This is a genomic window from Isoptericola jiangsuensis (genome assembly GCF_002563715.1).
GTDB classification, from domain to species: Bacteria; Actinomycetota; Actinomycetes; order Actinomycetales; family Cellulomonadaceae; genus Isoptericola; species Isoptericola jiangsuensis.
On the sequence record NZ_PDJJ01000001.1, the window covers coordinates 1,946,101 to 1,966,494 of the forward strand.

Sequence of the window (20,394 nt, forward strand, 5' to 3'; positions counted from 1 at the left end):
ATGACAGTCCTGGAGGACATCGTCGCGGGTGTGCGCGAGGACCTTGCCGTGCGCCAGGCGCGCACCTCGCTCGACGAGCTCAAGGAACGCGCCGCCAAGGTGCCGGGCGCGCTCGAGTGCTGCAGCACGCTGCTGTCGGCGGACAAGGTCTCGGTCATCGCCGAGGTCAAGAGGTCCAGCCCGTCGAAGGGCGACCTCGCGCCGATCACCGACCCCGCCGCCCTCGCCGCGGAGTACGCGGCCGGCGGGGCCAGCGTCATCTCGGTGCTCACCGAGCAGCGGCGGTTCGGCGGCAGCCTCGCCGACCTCGACGCGGTCCGCGCCCGGGTCGACGTGCCCGTGCTGCGCAAGGACTTCGTCGTCACGCCGTACCAGGTGTGGGAGGCGCGCGCCCACGGCGCGGACGTCGTCCTGCTCATCGTGGCGGCGCTCGAGCAGACCGTGCTGACCTCCCTCGTGGAGCGTGTCCACTCGCTGGGCATGACCGCGCTGGTCGAGGCGCACACGGCCGACGAGGTGCGCCGCGCGCTCGACGCGGGTGCGCGCGTGGTGGGCGTCAACGCCCGCGACCTGAAGACCCTCGAGGTCGACCGTGGGACCTTCGCGCGCCTGGCCCCCCTCATCCCGGACGACGTCGTGCGCGTCGCCGAGTCCGGCGTGCGCGGGCCCCACGACGTGCTCGAGTACGCCCGGGCCGGCGCCCACGCCGTGCTCGTCGGCGAGGCCCTCGTGACCGACGGCGCCCCGCGCCGGTCCGTCGCCGACCTCGTCGCCGCCGGTGCGCACCCCTCGCTGTGGTCGGTCCGTCCCGCCGCCCAGCCCTGACGGGGACCGCCCCGCACCCTGACCCCCCCGAGAGCCGACCCCCGAGGAGCGACCGTGCCTGACCAGCCCGTGCGCGACGCGCTGACCGAGACCCTGGCGAGCCAGGTGGCCGGACGACTCGCCGACGTCCAGGGCCCGTACTTCGGGCAGTTCGGCGGCCGATACGTCCCCGAGGCGCTCATCGCCGCGCTCGACGAGCTCGAGACAGAGTTCCGCAAGGCGCAGGGTGACCCCGGCTTCGCCGCCGAGCTCACCCGTCTGCACCGTGACTACACGGGCCGTCCCTCGCCGCTGACCGAGGTGCCGCGCTTCGCCGCCCACACGGGCGGCGCCCTGCAGGACGTCCGCGTCTTCCTCAAGCGCGAGGACCTCAACCACACGGGCTCGCACAAGATCAACAACGTGCTCGGCCAGGCCCTGCTGGTCAGGCGGATGGGCAAGAAGCGGGTCATCGCGGAGACCGGCGCCGGCCAGCACGGGGTGGCCACCGCCACCGCGGCCGCCCTGCTCGGCCTCGAGTGCGTCGTGTACATGGGCGAGGAGGACACGCGCCGCCAGGCCCTCAACGTCGCCCGCATGGAGCTGCTCGGCGCCACCGTCGTGCCCGTCGCGATCGGCACGCGCACGCTCAAGGACGCCATCAACGAGGCGCTGCGCGACTGGGTGACGAACGTCGACGACACCCACTACCTGCTCGGCACCGTCACCGGCCCGCACCCGTTCCCCGAGATGGTCCGCGAGTTCCACCGGATCATCGGCGAGGAGGCGCGCGAGCAGGTGCTCGACCGCATCGGCCGCCTGCCGGACGTCGTGGCGGCCTGCGTCGGTGGCGGCTCCAACGCGCTCGGGCTGTTCAACGCGTTCCTCGACGACGAGGGCGTCGAGCTGTACGGGTTCGAGGCCGGCGGCGACGGCGTCGACTCCGGCCGCCACGCCGCCCGGTTCTCCGGCGGCGCCCCCGGCGTCCTGCACGGCGCGCGGTCCTACCTGCTCCAGGACGACGACGGCCAGACGCGGCCCAGCCACTCCGTGTCCGCCGGGCTCGACTACCCGAGCGTGGGACCCGCGCACTCGTGGCTGCACGACCTCGGCCGGGCCACCTACGAGCCCGTGACGGACACCGAGGCGATGGACGCCTTCCGCCTGCTGTGCCGCACCGAGGGCATCATCCCCGCCATCGAGTCGGCGCACGCGCTGGCCGGTGCGCTGCGCGTCGGGCGCCGGCTCGTCGCCGAGGGCCGCACCGACCAGGTCGTGCTGGTGAACCTCTCCGGGCGCGGTGACAAGGACGTGGCCACGGCCGCACGATGGTTCGGCCTGCTGCCGGACGCGGAGGAGGACCGGTGAGCACCACGACGACCTCGCGCACGGCGGCGCGGCTCGACGCCCTGCGCGCCGCGGGCCGTCCCGCGCTGGTGGGCTACCTCCCCGTCGGCTACCCCGACGTCGCACGGTCGGTCGAGGCCGTGACGGCCATGGTCGACGCCGGCGTGGACGTGGTCGAGATCGGCGTGCCCTACACCGACCCCGTCATGGACGGCCCCGTCATCCAGGAGGCCGCCGAGGCCGCGCTGCTGGCGGGCACCCGCGTGCGGGACGTGCTGCAGGTCGTGGAGGCCGTGGCCGACCGGTCCGGGGGCACGGTGCCGTCGCTGGTGATGTCGTACTACAACCCGGTGCTGCGGTACGGGGTCGCGGCGTTCGCGCGCGACCTGGCCGCGGCGGGCGGCGCGGGCATGATCACGCCCGACCTCATCCCCGACGAGGCCGGCGAGTGGGTCGCCGCCGCCGACGAGCACGACCTGGACAAGGTCTTCCTCGTGGCGCCGAGCTCCACCCCGGAGCGCCTCCAGCTGACCGCGCGGGCCTCGCGCGGGTTCGTGTACGCGTCCTCCACGATGGGTGTCACCGGTGCCCGGGCGGCCGTCGGCCGTCGGGCCGAGCAGCTCGTCGCGGACACGCGCGCCGCCGGGGCCGAGCACGTGTGCGTCGGCATCGGCGTCACGACCGGCGACCACGCGGCCGAGGTCGGCCGTTACGCGGACGGCGTCATCGTCGGCTCCGCCCTGGTGCGCACCCTGCTGGGCGACGCCCCGTGGTCGGCGCGCCTCGACGCCCTGGGTAAGGTGACCGCCGAGCTCGCCGCCGGTGTGGCGCGGGCCCGGACCACCACCCCCGGAGGACCTGCGTGACCACCGCCGCCCGGATCGCCACGTCGATCCCCAGCCCCGACGAGTCCGTCTGGCACCTCGGCCCCGTGCCGCTGCGCGCCTACGCGCTGGCGATCCTCGCGGGGATCGTCGTCGCCGTGTGGATGACCACCAAGCGGTGGGTCGCGCGCGGCGGCGAGGCTGACGACGTCCTGGACATCGCCTTCTGGGCCGTCCCGTTCGGCATCGTCGGCGGCCGGCTCTACCACGTCTTCTCCACGCCCGACCCCTACTTCGGCGAGGGCGGCGACCCGGTCAAGGCCCTCTACATCTGGCAGGGCGGCCTCGGCATCTGGGGCGCCGTCGCGCTCGGCGCGGTCGGCGCGTGGATCGGCTGCCGCCGCAAGGGCGTCCGCCTCAGCTCCTTCGCCGACGCGCTCGCCCCCGGCCTGCTCGTCGCCCAGGCGATCGGTCGCCTCGGCAACTGGTTCAACCAGGAGCTGTTCGGGGCACCGACCACGCTCCCGTGGGGCCTCGAGATCGACCCCGACGTCATCGAGCAGCTCAACGCCGCCACCGGCACGTCGTTCGCCGCGGGCACCCTGTTCCACCCGACGTTCCTGTACGAGATGCTCTGGAACCTCGGGGCGGCAGCCCTCCTGATCTGGCTCGACCGTCGGTACAGACTCGGTCATGGGAGGGTATTCTGGGCCTACGTCGCGCTCTACACCCTTGGCCGGGTGTGGATCGAGATGCTCCGCATCGACACCGCCGAGGTGGTGCTCGGTCTGCGGCTGAACGTGTGGACGTCGATCGTGCTGGGGCTGCTCGCCCTGGTCGCGTTCGTCGTCATCGGACGGCTGCGCCCGGGCCGCGAGGACGGTGTGGCGCTGCCTGGTCGCGAACCCCGTGACCAGGACGCCGTCGAGGCGGCGACCGAGACCGACGACGCTCCCCGAGGAACGGACGCGTCCGACCCCGAGGGCGCCACCGACACGACCGCCACGGGAACGCGGGCCACCGGGACCGACCAGGACCCGGCACCGCACGCCTGACGTCGGCGAACCGGGTCACCCCCCGGACTCACCGCGTCGAGCATTCCGACGGGCCGACGACGTCCCGAACCACCATGCAAGAAGCAGACGCGCCCGCACGCGGGCGCACAGGAGGACGGTGTTGATGACCACGCCGCAGCACTGGGTCGCGCCCCCCGCGGCGCAGGGCCTCTACGACCCCGCGTCCGAGCACGACGCCTGCGGTGTCGCCTTCGTGGCGACCCTGCGCGGGACGCCCGGCCGCGACATCGTCGATGCGGGCCTGACCGCCCTGCTCAACCTGGACCACCGCGGTGCGGTGGGCGCCGAGGAGAACAGCGGCGACGGCGCGGGGATCCTCACGCAGATCCCCGACGCGTTCGTCCGCGACGTCGTGGACGCGGAGCTCCCGCCCGCGGGCCGGTACGCCATCGGGATGGCGTTCCTGCCGCAGGACCCGGCCGAGGCCGACGCGCTGGCCCGCCGGTTCGAGGCCATCGCCGTCGAGGAGAAGCTCGACGTGCTCGCCTGGCGCGACGTCCCCGTGACCGCCGACCTCGTCGGCCCGACCGCGCGCGCGTCGATGCCGACGTTCCGCCAGGTCGTCGTCGCGGACCCCGAGCGCGAGCTCGCCGGCCTCGACCTGGACCGGCGCACGTACCGGCTGCGCAAGCGCGCCGAGCACGAGCTGGACCTGTTCTTCGCGTCGCTCTCGGCGCGCACGGTGACCTACAAGGGCATGCTGACCACGGCCCAGCTGGAGCCGTTCTTCCCGGACCTGTCCGACCCGCGCTACGCGTCCGAGATCGCGCTGGTCCACTCCCGGTTCTCGACCAACACGTTCCCCTCGTGGCCGCTCGCCCAGCCGTTCCGCCTCATCGCGCACAACGGCGAGATCAACACGGTCAAGGGCAACCGCAACTGGATGGCCGCCCGCGAGGGCACGCTCTCCAGCGACGTGCTCGGGGACCTCGCGCCGCTCCTGCCGGTGTGCAGCGAGGGCTCCAGCGACTCGGCGAGCTTCGACGAGGTGCTCGAGCTGCTGCACCTGTCGGGCCGGTCGCTGCCGCACTCGGTGCTCATGATGGTCCCCGAGGCGTGGGAGAACCACACCGAGATGGACCCCGCGCGCCGGGCGTTCTACCAGTACCACGCGAACCTCATCGAGCCGTGGGACGGCCCGGCCAACCTGACGTTCACCGACGGCACGCTCATCGGCGCGGTCCTGGACCGCAACGGCCTGCGTCCGGGCCGCTACTGGGTCACGGAGGACGGCCTGGTCGTCCTCGGGTCCGAGGCGGGCGTCCTCGACATCGACCCGGCGACGGTCGTGCGCAAGGGCCGCCTGGAGCCGGGCCGCATGTTCCTCGTCGACACGGCCCAGGGCCGCATCGTCGAGGACGACGAGATCAAGTCCCAGCTGGCCGCGCAGCGTCCCTACGGCGAGTGGATCGAGCAGAACTCGATCGCGCTCGAGTCGCTGCCCGAGCGCGAGCACGTCGCCCACTCGCCGGCGTCCGTGCAGCGCCGCCAGCGGGCCTTCGGGTACACCTCCGAGGAGCTCAAGGTCATCCTCACGCCGATGGCGAACACGGGCGCCGAGCCGCTCGGCGCCATGGGCTCGGACACGCCCGTGGCCGTGCTGTCGAACCGGCCGCGGCTGCTGTTCGACTACTTCACGCAGATGTTCGCCCAGGTGACCAACCCGCCGCTCGACGCGATCCGCGAGGAGCTCGTCACGTCGATCGGCGGCGCGATCGGCCCGGAGCCGAACCTGCTGTCGGACACCCCGCTGCACGCCCGCAAGCTGCTGCTGCCGTTCCCCGTGCTCGACAACGACGAGCTCGCCAAGATCGTGCGCATCGACCGCGACGCGCGGCTCGAGGGCGAGTTCCGCGCCGTCATCGTGCGCGGCCTCTACGACGTGTCCGGGGGCGGTCGTGCCCTGCAGGAGCGCCTGCAGGAGATCTTCGCCCAGGTCGACGCGGCCATCGAGGACGGCGCGACGCACATCGTCCTGTCGGACCGCGACTCGGACGCCGAGCGCGCCCCGATCCCGTCGCTGCTGCTCACCAGCGCCGTGCACCACCACCTGCTGCGCCGGCAGACCCGCACGCGGATCTCGCTGCTCGTCGAGGCCGGCGACGTGCGCGAGGTGCACCACGTCGCGCTGCTCATCGGCTACGGCGCCGCCGCGGTGAACCCGTACCTGGCCATGGAGACGGTCGAGGACCTGGCCCGTCGCGGCTACCTCGAGGTCGCGCCCGAGACGGCCGTGAAGAACCTCATCAAGGCGCTCGGCAAGGGCGTCCTCAAGGTGATGTCCAAGATGGGCATCTCCACGATCATGTCGTACCGCGGCGCGCAGGTCTTCGAGGCCGTCGGGCTGTCGCACGAGCTGGTCGAGGACTACTTCACGGGCACGACGAGCCGCCTGGCCGGCATCGGCCTGGACGTCCTGGCCGCCGAGACCGCGGCCCGGCACACCGAGGCCTACCCGGCCTCGGGCAACCACGCCCCGCACGAGCGCCTCACCACCGGTGGCGAGTACCAGTGGCGCCGCGACGGCGAGGAGCACCTGTTCGACCCGGAGACGGTGTTCCGCCTCCAGCACGCGACCCGGTCGGGGCGGATGGACATCTTCCGCCAGTACACGCACCGTGTCGACGAGCAGTCGGAGCGCCTCATGACGCTGCGCGGCCTGCTGCGCTTCGCCGAGGGCCGCGAGCCGGTGCCGCTGGACGAGGTCGAGCCCGTCAGCGAGATCGTCAAGCGGTTCAACACCGGTGCGATGTCCTACGGTGCGATCAGCCAGGAGATGCACGAGACCCTCGCGGTCGCGATGAACCAGCTCGACGGGCGGTCCAACTCCGGCGAGGGCGGCGAGGACCCCGAGCGCCTCTACGACCCGCAGCGTCGTTCGCGCGTCAAGCAGATCGCCTCGGGCCGGTTCGGCGTCACCAGCGAGTACCTGACGCAGGCCGACGACATCCAGCTCAAGCTCGCGCAGGGCGCCAAGCCCGGCGAGGGCGGCCAGCTGCCCGGCCCGAAGGTCTACCCGTGGGTGGCCCGCACCCGGCACTCGACGCCGGGCGTCGGCCTCATCTCGCCGCCGCCGCACCACGACATCTACTCGATCGAAGACCTGGCGCAGCTCATCCACGACGCCAAGAACGCGAACCCGAGCGCCCGGATCCACGTCAAGCTCGTCTCCGAGTTCGGCGTCGGCACGGTCGCCACGGGCGTGTCGAAGGCGCACGCGGACGTCGTCCTCATCTCGGGCCACGACGGCGGCACGGGCGCGAGCCCGCTGACGTCGCTCAAGCACGCCGGCACGCCCTGGGAGATCGGCCTGGCCGAGACCCAGCAGACGCTCGTGCTCAACAACCTGCGCGACCGGATCACGGTGCAGGTCGACGGCCAGATGAAGACCGGCCGCGACGTCGTCGTGGCCGCGCTGCTGGGCGCCGAGGAGTTCGGCTTCGCCACCGCGCCGATGGTGGTCTCGGGCTGCATCATGATGCGCGTCTGCCACCTCGACACCTGCCCCGTGGGCGTCGCCACGCAGAACCCCGAGTTGCGCCGCCGGTTCACCGGCAGCCCGGAGTTCGTCGTCAACTTCTTCGAGTTCATCGCCACCGAGGTGCGCGAGCACCTCGCCGCGCTCGGCTTCCGCTCGATCGAGGAGGCCGTCGGCCAGGTGCAGGTGCTCGACACCCGCGACGCCGTCGACCACTGGAAGGCGCAGGGCCTGGACCTCGCGCCCGTGCTCGAGCGGATCGAGCCCCCGGCGGGCTCGGCCCTGTACCGCACCCAGGCGCAGGACCACGGCCTGGACCGGGCGCTCGACCAGCAGCTCATCGCAGCGGCGAAGCCCGCCCTGGAGGACGCCCGCCCGGTGCGCATGGAGTTCCCCGTGCGCAACGTCAACCGGACCGTCGGCACGATGCTCGGCCACGAGGTGACCAAGCGGTACCGCGGCGAGGGCCTGCCCGACGACACGATCGAGGTCGTGCTCACCGGTTCCGCCGGCCAGTCGTTCGGCGCGTTCCTGCCCCGCGGCGTCACGCTGCGCCTGTTCGGCGACGCGAACGACTACGTCGGCAAGGGACTCTCGGGTGGCCGCGTCGTCGTCCGCCCCGACCGGGCCGCCGTGCTCGAGGGCGCCGCGAACGTCATCGCGGGCAACGTCATCGGCTACGGCGCGACGTCGGGCGAGGTCCTGCTGCGCGGCCGCGTGGGCGAGCGCTTCGGCGTCCGCAACTCCGGGGCGACCCTGGTCGTCGAGGGCGTGGGCGACCACGGCTGCGAGTACATGACCGGCGGCGAGGTGCTGGTGCTCGGCCCCACGGGCCGCAACTTCGGCGCCGGGATGTCCGGCGGCGTCGCCTACGTGCTGGACCTGCGGACCGCGGCGATGAACTCGTCGTCGGTGGCCTCGGGCGAGCTCGTCGTGGGCGCCCTGACCGACGAGGACTGGTCGCGGGTGCGTGAGCTGCTGGAGCGGCACGCCGCCGAGACCGGCTCGACCGTCGCCGCCGCGCTGCTGGACGACGACGGTGCGCGCGCCCGGTTCTCCCGGGTGCTGCCGCCCGCGTGGGCCAACGTCCGCGCGGCACTGGCCGAGGCCGAGGCGGCGGGCACGCCGCTCGGCGAGGGCGAGGACTTCGACCCCACCCTGTGGGAGCGCATCATGGAGGTGGCTCGTGGCTGATCCCCGCGGATTCCTGAAGGTGCGGGAGCGTGAGCTCCCGCCGAACCGCCCCGTCGAGGTGCGGCTGCGCGACTGGAAGGACACCCACGCGCACCGCACCGAGGGCCAGCCGTTCCTCAAGGAGCAGGCGGGCCGCTGCATGGACTGCGGCATCCCGTTCTGCCACCAGGGCTGCCCGCTGGGCAACCTCATCCCCGAGTGGAACGACCTCGTCCGTCAGGGCCAGTGGGCCGACGCCATCGAGCGGCTGCACGCGACGAACAACTTCCCGGAGTTCACGGGCCGCGTCTGCCCCGCGCCGTGCGAGTCGAGCTGCGTGCTGGGCATCAACCAGCCCGCGGTGACGATCAAGAACATCGAGGTCTCGATCATCGACGAGGCGTTCGAGCGCGGGCTCGTCCGCCCCCAGGTGCCGCAGCGCCTCACCGGCAACACGGTCGCCGTCGTCGGCTCGGGTCCCGCAGGCCTGGCCGCGGCGCAGCAGCTCACCCGCGCGGGTCACACCGTGGTGGTGTACGAGCGCGACGACGCGATCGGCGGCCTGCTGCGCTACGGCATCCCCGACTTCAAGCTGGAGAAGGGCCACATCGACCGTCGTCTCGAGCAGATGACGGCCGAGGGCACCCGGTTCCGGCCCGGCGTCGAGATCGGCACCGACATCACGTGGGACGCGCTGCGCCGTCGGTTCGACGCCGTCGTGCTGGCCACCGGCGCCACGGTCCCGCGCGAGCTCGCGGTCCAGGGCCGCGACCTGGCGGGCGTGCACGTCGCGATGGACTTCCTCACGCCGGCGAACAAGGCCGCGGCGGGCGAGCCCGTCGAGGGTGCGCCGAGCGCCGAGGGCAAGCACGTCATCGTCATCGGCGGAGGCGACACCGGCTCCGACTGCGTGGGCACGTCCCTGCGGCAGGGTGCGGCCAGCGTCACCACGCTCGCCATCGGCAAGCGCCCGCCGCACGAGCGGCCCGCGACCCAGCCGTGGCCGACCGACCCGATCCTGTTCGAGGTGTCCACCTCGCACGAGGAGGGTGGCGAGCGCCGCTTCCTGGCCTCGACGGTCGAGCTCGTCGGCGACGACGAGGGCAAGGTCGTGGCGCTGCGGGTCGCCGAGACGGAGTACCTCCCCGACGGCCGTCGCGTGCCGAAGGCCGGGACCGAGCAGGAGATCCCCGCGGACCTCGTGCTGGTCGCGATGGGGTTCACGGGTCCGGAGACGGACTCACTGGTCGCCCAGACGGGCGCCGAGACGACGAGCCGTGGCCTCGTGCACCGTGGCGAGGACTACGCGGCCTCCGTGCCGGGGGTGTTCGTCGCCGGTGACGCGGGCCGCGGCCAGTCGCTGATCGTGTGGGCCATCGCGGAGGGGCGGGCGACCGCCGCCGCGGTGGACGCATTCCTCCAGGGCTCCACGGAGCTGCCGGCCCCGGTGGGCCCGCGCACCGTCGCCCTGAGAGGATGAGACAAGACCCGGGCGCCGTGGGGCGCCCGGGCACGGTCCCGGTGGCGCCGGGACCGTACGACGACGAGGCTGGAGACATGCGCAGAGCGAAGATCGTGTGCACCATCGGACCCGCGACGGCGTCCCCGGAGAAGCTCCGGGAGCTGGTCGACGCGGGTATGGACGTGGCCCGGATCAACCGGAGCCACGGTGAGAAGTCGGAGCACGAGGCCGTCTACCACGGCGTGCGGGCTGCGGCGAAGGACGCAGGGCGGAACGTCGCCGTGCTCGTGGACCTGCAGGGTCCCAAGATCCGGCTCGGCCGGTTCGCCGGTGACGAGAAGCACTTCCTGAACGAGGGCGACACGTTCACCATCACCACGGAGGACGTGGAGGGGTCGCGCGAGCTGGTCTCGACGACGCACCTCGGCCTCCCGCAGGACGCCCGGGTCGGCGACCCGATCCTCATCGACGACGGCAAGGTCCGCGTGCGCGTGACCGCGGTCGAGGGCCCCCGGGTCGTCACCACCGTCGAGATCCCCGGCCCCGTGTCGAACAACAAGGGCCTCAACCTGCCCGGCGTCGCGGTCTCCGTGCCGGCGCTGAGCGAGAAGGACACCGACGACCTGCGCTGGGCGCTGCGTCTCGGCGCCGACCTCATCGCGCTGTCCTTCGTGCGCAACGCGAAGGACTACGACGACGTCCGCACGATCATGGACGAGGAGGGGCGTGTCGTCCCCGTCATCGCCAAGATCGAGAAGCCGCAGGCGGTGGAGAACCTCGAGGAGGTCGTCGCCGCGTTCGACGGCTTCATGGTGGCCCGCGGCGACCTCGCCGTGGAGATGCCGCTGGAGCAGGTCCCGCTCGTGCAGAAGCGCATCGTCGAGCTGGCGCGTCGCAACGCCAAGCCCGTGATCGTCGCGACGCAGGTGCTCGAGTCGATGACCACGAGCCCGCGCCCGACGCGTGCCGAGGCCTCGGACTGCGCGAACGCCGTCCTGGACGGTGCAGACGCGGTCATGCTCTCGGGCGAGACGTCGGTGGGCGACTACCCGATCGTCACCGTGCAGACGATGGCCTCCATCATCGAGGCCACCGAGGAGATGGGCCGGGAGCGCATCGCGCCGCTCGGTTCGACCCCGCACACGCGTGGCGGCGTCATCACCCGGGCCGCCGCCGAGATCGGCGAGACGCTCGGCGTGAAGTACCTGGTGACGTTCACCCAGTCGGGCGACTCGGCGAAGCGCATGTCGCGCCTGCGCTCGGGCATCCCGCTGCTGGCGTTCACCCCGGTGGAGTCGGTGCGCAACGTGCTGGCGCTCACCTGGGGCACGACGACCTACCAGGTGCCGCGGGTCGACTCGGTCGACGCGATGGTGACCCAGGTCGACCAGACCCTCCAGGCCAACGGCCTGGCCGAGGTCGGCGACCGTGTCGTCATCGTCTCGGGCGCGCCGGTCGGCGTCCCGGGCACGACCAACTCGATCCTGGTCCACAAGGTGGGTTCGAGCTCGGACGCGCACGCCATCGCGGAGTGACGTCCTGAACGCCGCAGGGCCCGTCCACCTCGGTGGACGGGCCCTGCGGCGTTCGTGGGTGCCCCGGGTGGGACTCGAACCCACACTGGATCGGGTTTGAGCCGATTGCCTCTGCCGATTGGGCTACCGGGGCGCGGGGCCCATCGAACCACACCGCCGGGTCGGGCGCCCAACCCGTCCGCGCGGGCGGGAGGCGGGTCGTGCCGACGGTCACAGCATCCGACCGGCCGCGATGCGCGCGGTGCGCCTGCCGGGGGTCTACGATGACAACCGTGACCGACGAGAAGCTGCCCCTCGACCTGCCCCCGATGATCGACGCGGAGCCGGCTCCGGCACCTGCCGCGCCCGCGAAGCCGTCGCGCCGCGCGGTGGTCGCCGAGGACGAGGCGCTCATCCGGATGGACGTCGTCGAGACGCTCCGGGAGGCGGGCTTCGACGTCGTGGGCGAGGCGGGCGACGGCGAGACCGCCGTGCAGCTCGCGGTGGAGCTCAAGCCGGACGTCGTCGTCATGGACGTCAAGATGCCCGAGCTCGACGGGATCTCCGCGGCGGAGCGGATCGGCAAGGCGCACGCCGCGCCGGTCGTGCTGCTGACGGCGTTCTCGCAGACCGAGCTGGTCGAGCGGGCCCGCGACGCCGGCGCCATGGCGTACGTCGTCAAGCCGTTCACCCCGGCGGACCTGCTCCCCGCGGTCGAGATCGCGATCTCCCGCTACCAGCAGATCGGCGCCCTGGAGTCCGAGGTCGCGGACCTGCAGGAGCGCTTCGAGACCCGCAAGCGCGTGGACCGCGCCAAGGGTCTGCTCATGACGAAGATGGGGCTGAGCGAGCCGGAGTCCTTCCGCTGGATCCAGAAGACGTCGATGGACCGTCGTCTGACCATGCGCGAGGTGGCCGACGCCGTGATCGAGCAGGTCGGCGGCGCCTGAGACACGTTGTGCGACTCCCTGGGGACCGCTAAGGTCACCAGGGAGTCGTTATCGTTTCGTGACCGGTTCCCCTCGGCGTCTCCCGACGCCGGAGTCGTGCCGTCACAGGATCCGGTAGGGGGTTCGATGCGAGCAGGGATCGAGGTACGCGCCGCGGTCGAGGGCGACCTGCGTGCCGTCGCCGAGCTGACCGCGGCCCACGTCCCCGAGGGCGGCGCGGTCGCCACCGCGGAGCCCCGCCGCCTGTGCGAGCACCTGAGCGTGCTGGTCGCCGCCGGCGGCGAGATCCTGGTGGCCCTGGACGACGGCGAGGTCGTCGGCTTCCTCCTCGCCCGCGTGCTCGGGCCGCGCCTCTACGCCACGACCCCGAGCCTCTACGTCGACGCGATCATGGTGGCGCCGGGCTCGCGGCGTCACGGCGTCGGCCGCGCGCTGCTGGCCGCGGCCCTCGACCTCGCCACGACGGCGGGCGCGGAGAACGTCTACTGCGCGCCGGCGCCGGGGGCGCGGGACATGCACCGGTTCCTCGCGCAGCTCGGCTTCGCGCCCGCCGCGGGCCACCGCGTGGTGACCACGGCCGTGCTGGAACGACGGCTGACGCAGGACGCGGCGCCGCGGCCCACGATCATCCGCCGCGGGGACTCGCGCCGCCGTCGCGACGCCACGAGGGCCGCGATCGAGGACCTGGTCGCGCGCCGCCGCCGGGCGCGCGAGGCGGGGCTGCCCACCGGTCCCGTGGACCTGCGGGCCTTCCAGGCCGAGCACGCCGCCCAGGCCGCCGAGCTCGCGGCCGCCCGCGAGGCGGTGCCCGCCGGCCCGCAGGAACCTCGCACCAGCGCGTCCTGACGGCCCTCAGGGGGCGTCGAGCACCATGCAGGTGAGTCGCGCCGTCGCGACGCGACGCCCGTCGTCGTCGACGACCACGATCTCGTAGGCGGCCGTCGACCGTCCGAGGTGGATCGCCGTCGCCGTGCCGTGCACGGTTCCCGCGCGGGCCCCGCGGTGGTGGGTGACGTTGAGCTCGATGCCGACGGCCGCGCGGCCGGGGCCCGCGTGCACCTGGGCGGCGACGGACCCCAGGGTCTCCGCGAGCGTGGCGGTCGCGCCGCCGTGGAGCAGCCCGGCCGGCTGGGTGTTCCCGGCGACGGGCATGGTGCCGAGGGTGCGCTCGGCACCCACCTCGACGAGCTCGATCCCCGTCCGCTCCAGCAGGGTCCCTGCGGCTGCGCGCCGCCATTCCTGGGTGGTCCGGGGGTGACCCGGCGTCCTGTCGGTCATGGGCGATAGGTTGGCACCCGTGACGACCTCAGCGCGAACCGAGACCGGCGCGGCACCTCGGCCCCGGCTCCTCCTCATCGACGGCCACTCGATGGCGTACCGGGCGTTCTTCGCCCTGCCCGACACGCTGGTGACGTCCAGCGGGCAGGTGACGAACGCCGTGTACGGGTTCACTTCGATGCTCACGAACCTCCTGCGGGACGAGGAGCCGACGCACGTGGCGGTCGCGTTCGACGCGGGGCGCGTGACGTTCCGCACCGAGCGCTACGGGGAGTACAAGGCGAACCGGGCCGCGACCCCGGACGCGTTCCGCGGGCAGGTCCCCCTCATCCAGGAGGTGCTGGAGGCGCTGCGCGTGCCCGCGCTGCAGCGCGAGGGCATCGAGGCGGACGACATCCTGGCCACGCTGGCCCGGCAGGGCCGGGAGGCCGGCATGGAGGTGCTGGTCTGCTCCGGCGACCGGGACTCGCTGCAGCTCGTCACCGACGACGTGACGGTGCTCTACCCGAAGAAGGGCGTGTCCGAGCTCGCCCGCATGACGCCGGACGCGGTGGTCGAGAAGTACAAGGTGCGCCCGGAGCGCTACCCGGACCTCGCGGCGCTCGTGGGGGAGACGAGCGACAACCTGCCGGGCGTGCCCGGCGTCGGCCCGGGCGTCGCGGCGAAGTGGATCGAGCAGTTCGGCGACCTCGACACGCTGCTGGACCGGCAGGACGAGGTGACCGGCAAGCGGGGCGAGGCGCTGCGCGACCACGCCGACCAGGTGCGCCTCAACCGCGAGCTCAACGCCCTGCTCACCGACGTCGAGCTCCCGCTGGGCGTGGCCGACCTCGCGGTCGCCGGGTTCGACCGGGAGGCCGTGCACCGGGTGTCGGACACCCTGCAGTTCGGCACCCTGCGCGACCGTCTGCTCGCGGTGGACCCGGCGGCCGCCGCCGACGAGGAGGACGCCCCCGGCGAGGGCCTGGACGTGACCCTGCACGACGGCCCGCTGGCGTCCTGGCTGGAAGCCCGGGCGGGTCGTCCGACCGGCCTCGACGTGAGCGGGACGGCGCGACCCGGCGCGGGTGACGCGTGGCAGGTCGCGCTCGCGGGGGAGTCGGCGGGAGGTGCCGTCGACGGCGTCGTGCGGGACCTGGCCGACCTCGGCCCGGACGACGAGCGCGCGCTCGCCGCGTGGCTGGCCGACCCGGAGGCCCCCAAGGTGGTCCACGGCGCGAAGGCGACCTGGCACATGCTCGCCGCGCGCGGGCTGGACCTGCGGGGCGTCGTCTTCGACACCGAGCTCGCGGCCTACCTGTGCTACCCGGACCAGCGCGGCTACGACCTGGCCGACCTCGTCGTGCGGCACCTCGGGCGCGAGCTGACGGTCGCGGACGGCGGCGCGCAGGGCGCGCTGGACCTCGACCTGGACGCCGGGGAGCCGGGCGCCGACGCCGCGGCCCGGGCCGCGTCCGTGGTGGATCTCGCAGGGCGTCTGGACGGTCTCCTGGAGGACCGGGGTGCCGGGGGCCTCCTCCGGGACGTCGAGCTCCCGCTCGGGCTCGTGCTGGCCCGGATGGAGGCCACGGGCATCGCCGCCGACACGGCCTTCCTCACCGAGCTGGAGCAGTACTTCGCGACCGGCGTGGCGGACGCCGCGGCCGAGGCGTACGCGGTCATCGGGCGCGAGGTGAACCTGGGCAGCCCGAAGCAGCTCCAGGAGGTGCTCTTCGACCAGCTCGGGATGCCGAGGACGAAGAAGATCAAGACGGGCTACACGACCGACGCTGCCTCCCTCCAGGAGCTCTTCGCCAAGACGGAGCACCCGTTCCTCGCGCACCTGCTCGCGCACCGCGACGCGGCGAAGCTGCGCACCACGGTCGAGGGCCTGCTCAAGGCGGTCCAGCCCGACGGCCGGATCCGCACGACCTTCCAGCAGACCATCGCGGCCACCGGCCGGCTCAGCTCGACCGACCCGAACCTGCAGAACATCCCGATCCGCACCGAGGCGGGCCGGCGCATCCGACGGGCCTTCCGGGTGGGGGACGGCTACGCCGAGCTCCTCACCGCGGACTACAGCCAGATCGAGATGCGGATCATGGCGCACCTGTCGGGCGACGAGGGGCTCATCGCCGCGTTCCGCTCGGGCGAGGACCTCCACCGGTACGTCGGTTCGCGGGTGTTCGACGTGGAGCCCGCCGACGTCACCCCCGAGATGCGGGCCAAGGTCAAGGCGATGAGCTACGGCCTCGCGTACGGCCTGAGCGCGTTCGGCCTGTCCCAGCAGCTCGGCATCCCCACGGGCGAGGCACAGGGCCTCATGGACGACTACTTCACCCGGTTCGGCGGGGTGCGGGACTACCTGACGGGCGTCGTCGAGGAGGCGCGCGCGACGGGGTACACGGCCACGATCCTGGGTCGGCGCCGCTACCTCCCGGACCTCACGAGCGACAACCGGCAGCGGCGCCAGATGGCGGAACGGATGGCGCTCAACGCCCCCATCCAGGGCAGCGCCGCGGACATCATCAAGCTCGCGATGCTCGGCGTGCAGCGCGAGCTGGACTCCCGCGAGCTGGGTTCCCGCCTGCTGCTGCAGGTGCACGACGAACTCGTCGTGGAGGTCGCCGGCGGCGAGCGCGAGGCGGTGGAGGACGTCCTGCGCACGCAGATGGGGGCGGCCGTCGCGCTGGACGTCCCGCTGGACGTGTCGGTCGGCGCGGGGGAGACCTGGCACGACGCCGGGCACTGACCGACCGCCGGGGCCGGGCGTGCGGCGTCGCCTCAGTCCTTGGTCGTGACGAACACGGCCGTGCCGGGCAGCAGCGCGCCCCGGGTCGGGCTCCACCCGCCCCAGGTCTGACGGTTCCAGGCGGGCCACTCCGGCTCGACGACGTCGCGCAGGCGCAGCCCGGCCGCGACGACGTCGCGCACGTGGTCCCCGATCGTGCGGTGGTACTCGGCGTACTCGACGCGGCCGGCGTCGTCGGTCTCGACGTAGGGCCGCCGGTCGAAGTACGGGCGGTGGGCGGTGAGCCCGCCCGGTCCGGGGTCGTCGGGGAACGCCCACCGCACCGGGTGGGTGACCGAGAACACCCAGCGTCCGCCCGGCCGCAGCACCCGGGCGGCCTCGGCGTGCACGGCCCTCGCGTCGGGGACGAACGGGACGGCGCCGTAGGACGTGAAGGCGACGTCGAACGTGTCGTCGGCGAACGGCAGGGCGCGCGCGTCCGCCTCGACGAGCGGCACGGGGCGGGGCCGGTCGGCGTCGATCCGGGCGGCGGCGTCGAGCATCGCGGGCGCGACGTCGGTCGCGACCACCCGGGCGCCCTGGTCGGCCAGCCAGCGCGAGCAGTGCGCCGCACCGGCGCCGACCTCCAGCACCCGGGCGCCCACGACGTCGCCGAGCAGCCGCAGCTCGGCCTCCGTGACGCCCTCGGGACCCCAGCGGAACCCGGCGTCGCCGAGGAACGAGCCGTGGTCGGCGAGGTACTCCGCGGCGTTGTCGTCCCACCACCGCCGGGCGGCCTCGCCGCCCTGGTCGTCAGGGACCTCGCGGTACCCGTGTCGCGCATCCGTCACCGGGACATCGTGTCACCCGTCCGGGGCACCCCCCGCGGGTCGATAGCCTGGACCTCGACGACATCGGTCGAGGTGAAGGAGCGCACGGTGCGAGTCGGACTGCTCACGGGAGGCGGGGACGTCCCCGGTCTGAACGCGGCGATCAGGGCGGTGGTCAAGCGCGGCGAGGGGGAGCACGGCCACTCCATCGTCGGCTTCCGCAACGGGTGGAAGGGCCTCGCCGAGGGCGACGTCCTGCCGATGACCCGGCACCACATCCGCAACGTCCTCGCCACGGGCGGCACCCTGCTGGGCACCGCCCGGTTCCACCCCCGGGCGGACGACGGCAGCCTGGACGCGGTCCTCGCGACGCTCGAGGCGGAGCGGATCGAGGCCGTCATCTGCATCGGGGGCGACGGCACGCTGCACGCGGCGAGCAAGGTGGCCGAGGCGGGCGTGCGGGTCGTGGCGGTGCCGAAGACGATCGACAACGACGTGTGGGGCACGGACCGGTCCATCGGGTTCGACACGGCCGTGACGATCGCGACCGAGGCCGTGGACCGCATCCACACTACCGCGGAGAGCCACAACCGCGTGATGATCGTCGAGGTCATGGGGCGTCACGCGGGCTGGATCGCGGCAACGGCGGGTATCGCAGGCGGCGCCGAGGTGGTCCTCGCCCCCGAGGAGCCGTTCGACATCGACAAGATCGTGCGGTTCCTGAAGCACCGGCACCGGGCGCACGCGAGCTTCTCGATCATGGTCGTGGCGGAGGGCGCGGTGCCCGCCGAGGGCACGTCGATGAGCTACGAGGTGCAGCTCGGCCGGTTCGGCGAGATCGTCGCGGGCGCGATCGGCGAGCGGCTCGGCAAGGAGATCGCGGAGCGCACGGGGTTCGACACGCGCGTGTCGGTGCTCGGCCACGTGCAGCGCGGCGGGACGCCCACGCCGGCGGACCGCATCCTCGGGTCGCGGTTCGGCGTCGCGGCGATCGACGCCGTGACGGCGGGGGAGTCGGCCGTGATGACGGCGCTGCGGGGCGAGGAGGTCGTCCTGGTGCCGCTCGCCGACATCGCGGGCAAGGTGAAGCAGGTGCCGGTGGACCTCCTGGAGACGGCCCGGGCCCTCGCCTGACGGCGCGGGGGCGGACGGTGGGGGTCGGCGCGACGGGTGTCCGACGCCGCGTTGACCCGGCCCCCCGCGATCGTTAAGATGATTCGCGGTGCAGTGCGCCCGTGCGCACTCACGTCGACGGCGTCGGACACCGTCAGCGAGCGCTCCCGCAGTGCCGAGACGGACGTCCGGCAACGCGGCAGCCGTGCGAGACGCCTGCACCAGACCCTGTCCGTACTACGTCCTGTCCGCACTGGAGCATCCACTCAATGACCATCTCCACCACGAAGTCCGCCCCGCAGGTCGCCGTCAACGACATCGGCACCGAAGAGGACTTCCTTGCCGCCGTCGACGCCACCATCAAGTACTTCAACGATGGTGACATCGTCGAAGGCACGATCGTCAAGGTCGACCGCGACGAGGTCCTCCTCGACATCGGTTACAAGACCGAGGGCGTGATCCCCTCCCGCGAGCTCTCGATCAAGCACGACGTCGACCCCGGCGAGGTCGTCGCCGTCGGCGACGCCGTCGAGGCGCTCGTCCTCCAGAAGGAGGACAAGGAGGGTCGTCTGATCCTGTCCAAGAAGCGCGCCCAGTACGAGCGCGCCTGGGGCACGATCGAGAAGATCAAGGAGGAGGACGGCGTCGTCACCGGCACCGTCATCGAGGTCGTCAAGGGCGGCCTCATCCTCGACATCGGCCTCCGTGGCTTCCTCCCCGCCTCCCTGGTGGAGATGCGCCGCGTCCGCGACCTCGCGCCGTACGTCGGCAAGGAGATCGAGGCGAAGATCATCGAGCTCGACAAGAACCGCAACAACGTGGTCCTGTCGCGCCGCGCCTGGCTCGAGCAGACGCAGTCCGAGGTCCGCTCCACCTTCCTGCAGACGCTGCAGAAGGGCCAGGTCCGCCCCGGTGTCGTCTCCTCGATCGTCAACTTCGGTGCGTTCGTGGACCTCGGCGGCGTCGACGGTCTCGTCCACGTCTCGGAGCTGTCCTGGAAGCACATCGACCACCCGTCCGAGGTCGTCGAGGTCGGCCAGGAGGTCACCGTCGAGGTGCTCGACGTCGACTTCGACCGCGAGCGTGTCTCCCTGTCGCTGAAGGCGACGCAGGAGGACCCGTGGCAGACCTTCGCCCGCACCCACGCCATCGGCCAGGTCGTCCCGGGTAAGGTCACCAAGCTCGTCCCGTTCGGTGCGTTCGTGCGCGTCGAGGACGGCATCGAGGGTCTGGTCCACATCTCGGAGCTGGCCGTGCGCCACGTCGAGCTGCCGGAGCAGGTCGTCACCGTGGGTGCCGAGGTGTTCGTCAAGGTCATCGACATCGACCTCGAGCGTCGCCGCATCTCGCTGTCGCTCAAGCAGGCCAACGAGGGCATGGACCCGGAGTCCGAGGACTTCGACCCCGCGCTCTACGGCATGGCTGCCGAGTACGACGAGAACGGCGAGTACAAGTACCCCGAGGGCTTCGACCCGGAGACCAACGAGTGGCTCGAGGGCTTCGAGACGCAGCGCGAGGCCTGGGAGGCGGAGTACGCCACGGCGCACGCCCGCTGGGAGTCCCACCGCGAGCAGGTGCGCGCGGCGCTGTCGGCCGACGCCGACGCCGCGGCGGACGCCGTCTCCGGCGGCGGCTCGTCGTCGTCCTACTCCTCCGCCCCCGCGGTGCAGGAGGAGGTCGGCGGCACGCTGGCCTCGGACGAGGCTCTCGCGGCGCTCCGCGAGAAGCTCACCGGCAACTGAGCACGCCCCGGCGGGTCGACCTGACCCGCTGACACGACGCAGGCCCGTCGCCCCTTCGGGGGTGGCGGGCCTGCGCCGTCTCCCCGGACGGCG

The 20,394-nt window shown here is 73.0% G+C and carries 14 protein-coding genes and 1 tRNA gene; 12 read left to right on the plus strand and 3 right to left on the minus strand.

Translation table 11 applies throughout. The features are described from left to right. The 7 genes from trpC to pyk all read left to right on the plus strand — a co-directional run bounded on the left by trpC (position 1) and on the right by pyk (position 11,699). Entirely contained in the window at positions 1 to 825 is an 825-nt protein-coding gene (trpC, locus tag ATJ88_RS08815; protein WP_098463506.1) for an indole-3-glycerol phosphate synthase TrpC, read from the plus strand. A 54-nt stretch (positions 826 to 879) separates the two neighbouring features. Further along, positions 880 to 2,172 (plus strand): tryptophan synthase subunit beta, encoded by a 1,293-nt coding sequence (trpB, locus tag ATJ88_RS08820; RefSeq protein WP_098463507.1) that lies wholly within the window; start codon positions 880 to 882, stop codon positions 2,170 to 2,172. Next, positions 2,133 to 3,017 (plus strand): tryptophan synthase subunit alpha, encoded by an 885-nt coding sequence (trpA, locus tag ATJ88_RS08825; RefSeq protein WP_098463508.1) that lies wholly within the window; start codon positions 2,133 to 2,135, stop codon positions 3,015 to 3,017. The genes trpB and trpA overlap by 40 nt, the downstream gene beginning before the upstream one ends. Further along, positions 3,014 to 4,030 (plus strand): prolipoprotein diacylglyceryl transferase, encoded by a 1,017-nt coding sequence (gene lgt, locus ATJ88_RS08830; protein ID WP_098463509.1) that lies wholly within the window; start codon positions 3,014 to 3,016, stop codon positions 4,028 to 4,030. Before trpA ends, lgt begins: the two co-directional genes overlap by 4 nt. Positions 4,031 to 4,154: 124 nt before the next feature. Next, a complete protein-coding gene (gltB, locus tag ATJ88_RS08835; RefSeq protein WP_098463510.1) occupies positions 4,155 to 8,723 on the plus strand; it encodes a glutamate synthase large subunit in 4,569 nt (1,522 codons plus the stop codon). Continuing rightward, a complete protein-coding gene (locus ATJ88_RS08840) occupies positions 8,716 to 10,182 on the plus strand; it encodes a glutamate synthase subunit beta (protein ID WP_098463511.1) in 1,467 nt (488 codons plus the stop codon). The genes gltB and ATJ88_RS08840 overlap by 8 nt, the downstream gene beginning before the upstream one ends. 77 nt (positions 10,183 to 10,259) lie before the next feature. Beyond that, entirely contained in the window at positions 10,260 to 11,699 is a 1,440-nt protein-coding gene (gene pyk, locus ATJ88_RS08845; protein ID WP_098463512.1) for a pyruvate kinase, read from the plus strand. A 59-nt stretch (positions 11,700 to 11,758) separates the two neighbouring features. Here pyk and ATJ88_RS08850 read toward each other — a convergent pair. Next, positions 11,759 to 11,832: transfer RNA gene (locus ATJ88_RS08850), tRNA-Leu, on the minus strand. 130 nt (positions 11,833 to 11,962) lie between these two features. Between ATJ88_RS08850 and ATJ88_RS08855 the strand changes: the two genes are divergently transcribed. Together ATJ88_RS08855 and ATJ88_RS08860 are read left to right on the plus strand one after the other, a co-directional pair. Continuing rightward, positions 11,963 to 12,628, plus strand: a complete 666-nt coding sequence (locus ATJ88_RS08855) for an ANTAR domain-containing response regulator (RefSeq protein WP_098463513.1) — start codon at positions 11,963 to 11,965, stop codon at positions 12,626 to 12,628. A gap of 126 nt (positions 12,629 to 12,754) precedes the next feature. After that, positions 12,755 to 13,474, plus strand: coding sequence for a GNAT family N-acetyltransferase (locus ATJ88_RS08860; RefSeq protein WP_098463514.1), 720 nt, complete (start codon positions 12,755 to 12,757; stop codon positions 13,472 to 13,474). 6 nt (positions 13,475 to 13,480) lie between these two features. Here ATJ88_RS08860 and ATJ88_RS08865 read toward each other — a convergent pair whose 3' ends face one another. Further along, the gene (locus ATJ88_RS08865) at positions 13,481 to 13,906 is read right to left on the minus strand and encodes a PaaI family thioesterase (RefSeq protein ID WP_098463515.1); all 426 of its coding nucleotides are present in this window, start codon (positions 13,904 to 13,906) and stop codon (positions 13,481 to 13,483) included. Between ATJ88_RS08865 and polA the strand changes: the two genes are divergently transcribed. Beyond that, complete coding sequence (gene polA, locus ATJ88_RS08870; protein WP_098463516.1) at positions 13,905 to 16,637, plus strand: DNA polymerase I; 2,733 nt, start codon at positions 13,905 to 13,907, stop codon at positions 16,635 to 16,637. The genes ATJ88_RS08865 and polA overlap by 2 nt on opposite strands. A 32-nt stretch (positions 16,638 to 16,669) precedes the next feature. Here the strand turns inward: polA and ATJ88_RS08875 are convergent, their stop codons facing one another. Next, on the minus strand, positions 16,670 to 17,467 hold the full coding sequence (locus ATJ88_RS08875; RefSeq protein ID WP_098463517.1) for a class I SAM-dependent methyltransferase: 798 nt from the start codon (positions 17,465 to 17,467) through the stop codon (positions 16,670 to 16,672). Between the two features lie 87 nt (positions 17,468 to 17,554). Between ATJ88_RS08875 and ATJ88_RS08880 the strand changes: the two genes are divergently transcribed. Both ATJ88_RS08880 and rpsA read left to right on the plus strand, forming a co-directional pair. Next, positions 17,555 to 18,580: a 6-phosphofructokinase gene (locus ATJ88_RS08880; RefSeq protein ID WP_098465228.1), complete on the plus strand. Its 1,026-nt coding sequence runs from the start codon at positions 17,555 to 17,557 to the stop codon at positions 18,578 to 18,580. 248 nt (positions 18,581 to 18,828) lie between these two features. Further along, positions 18,829 to 20,301 carry a 30S ribosomal protein S1 gene (gene rpsA / locus ATJ88_RS08885; RefSeq protein WP_098463518.1) on the plus strand — a complete coding sequence of 491 codons (1,473 nt, stop codon included), beginning with the start codon at positions 18,829 to 18,831 and terminating at the stop codon, positions 20,299 to 20,301. Positions 20,302 to 20,394 lie beyond the last annotated feature (93 nt).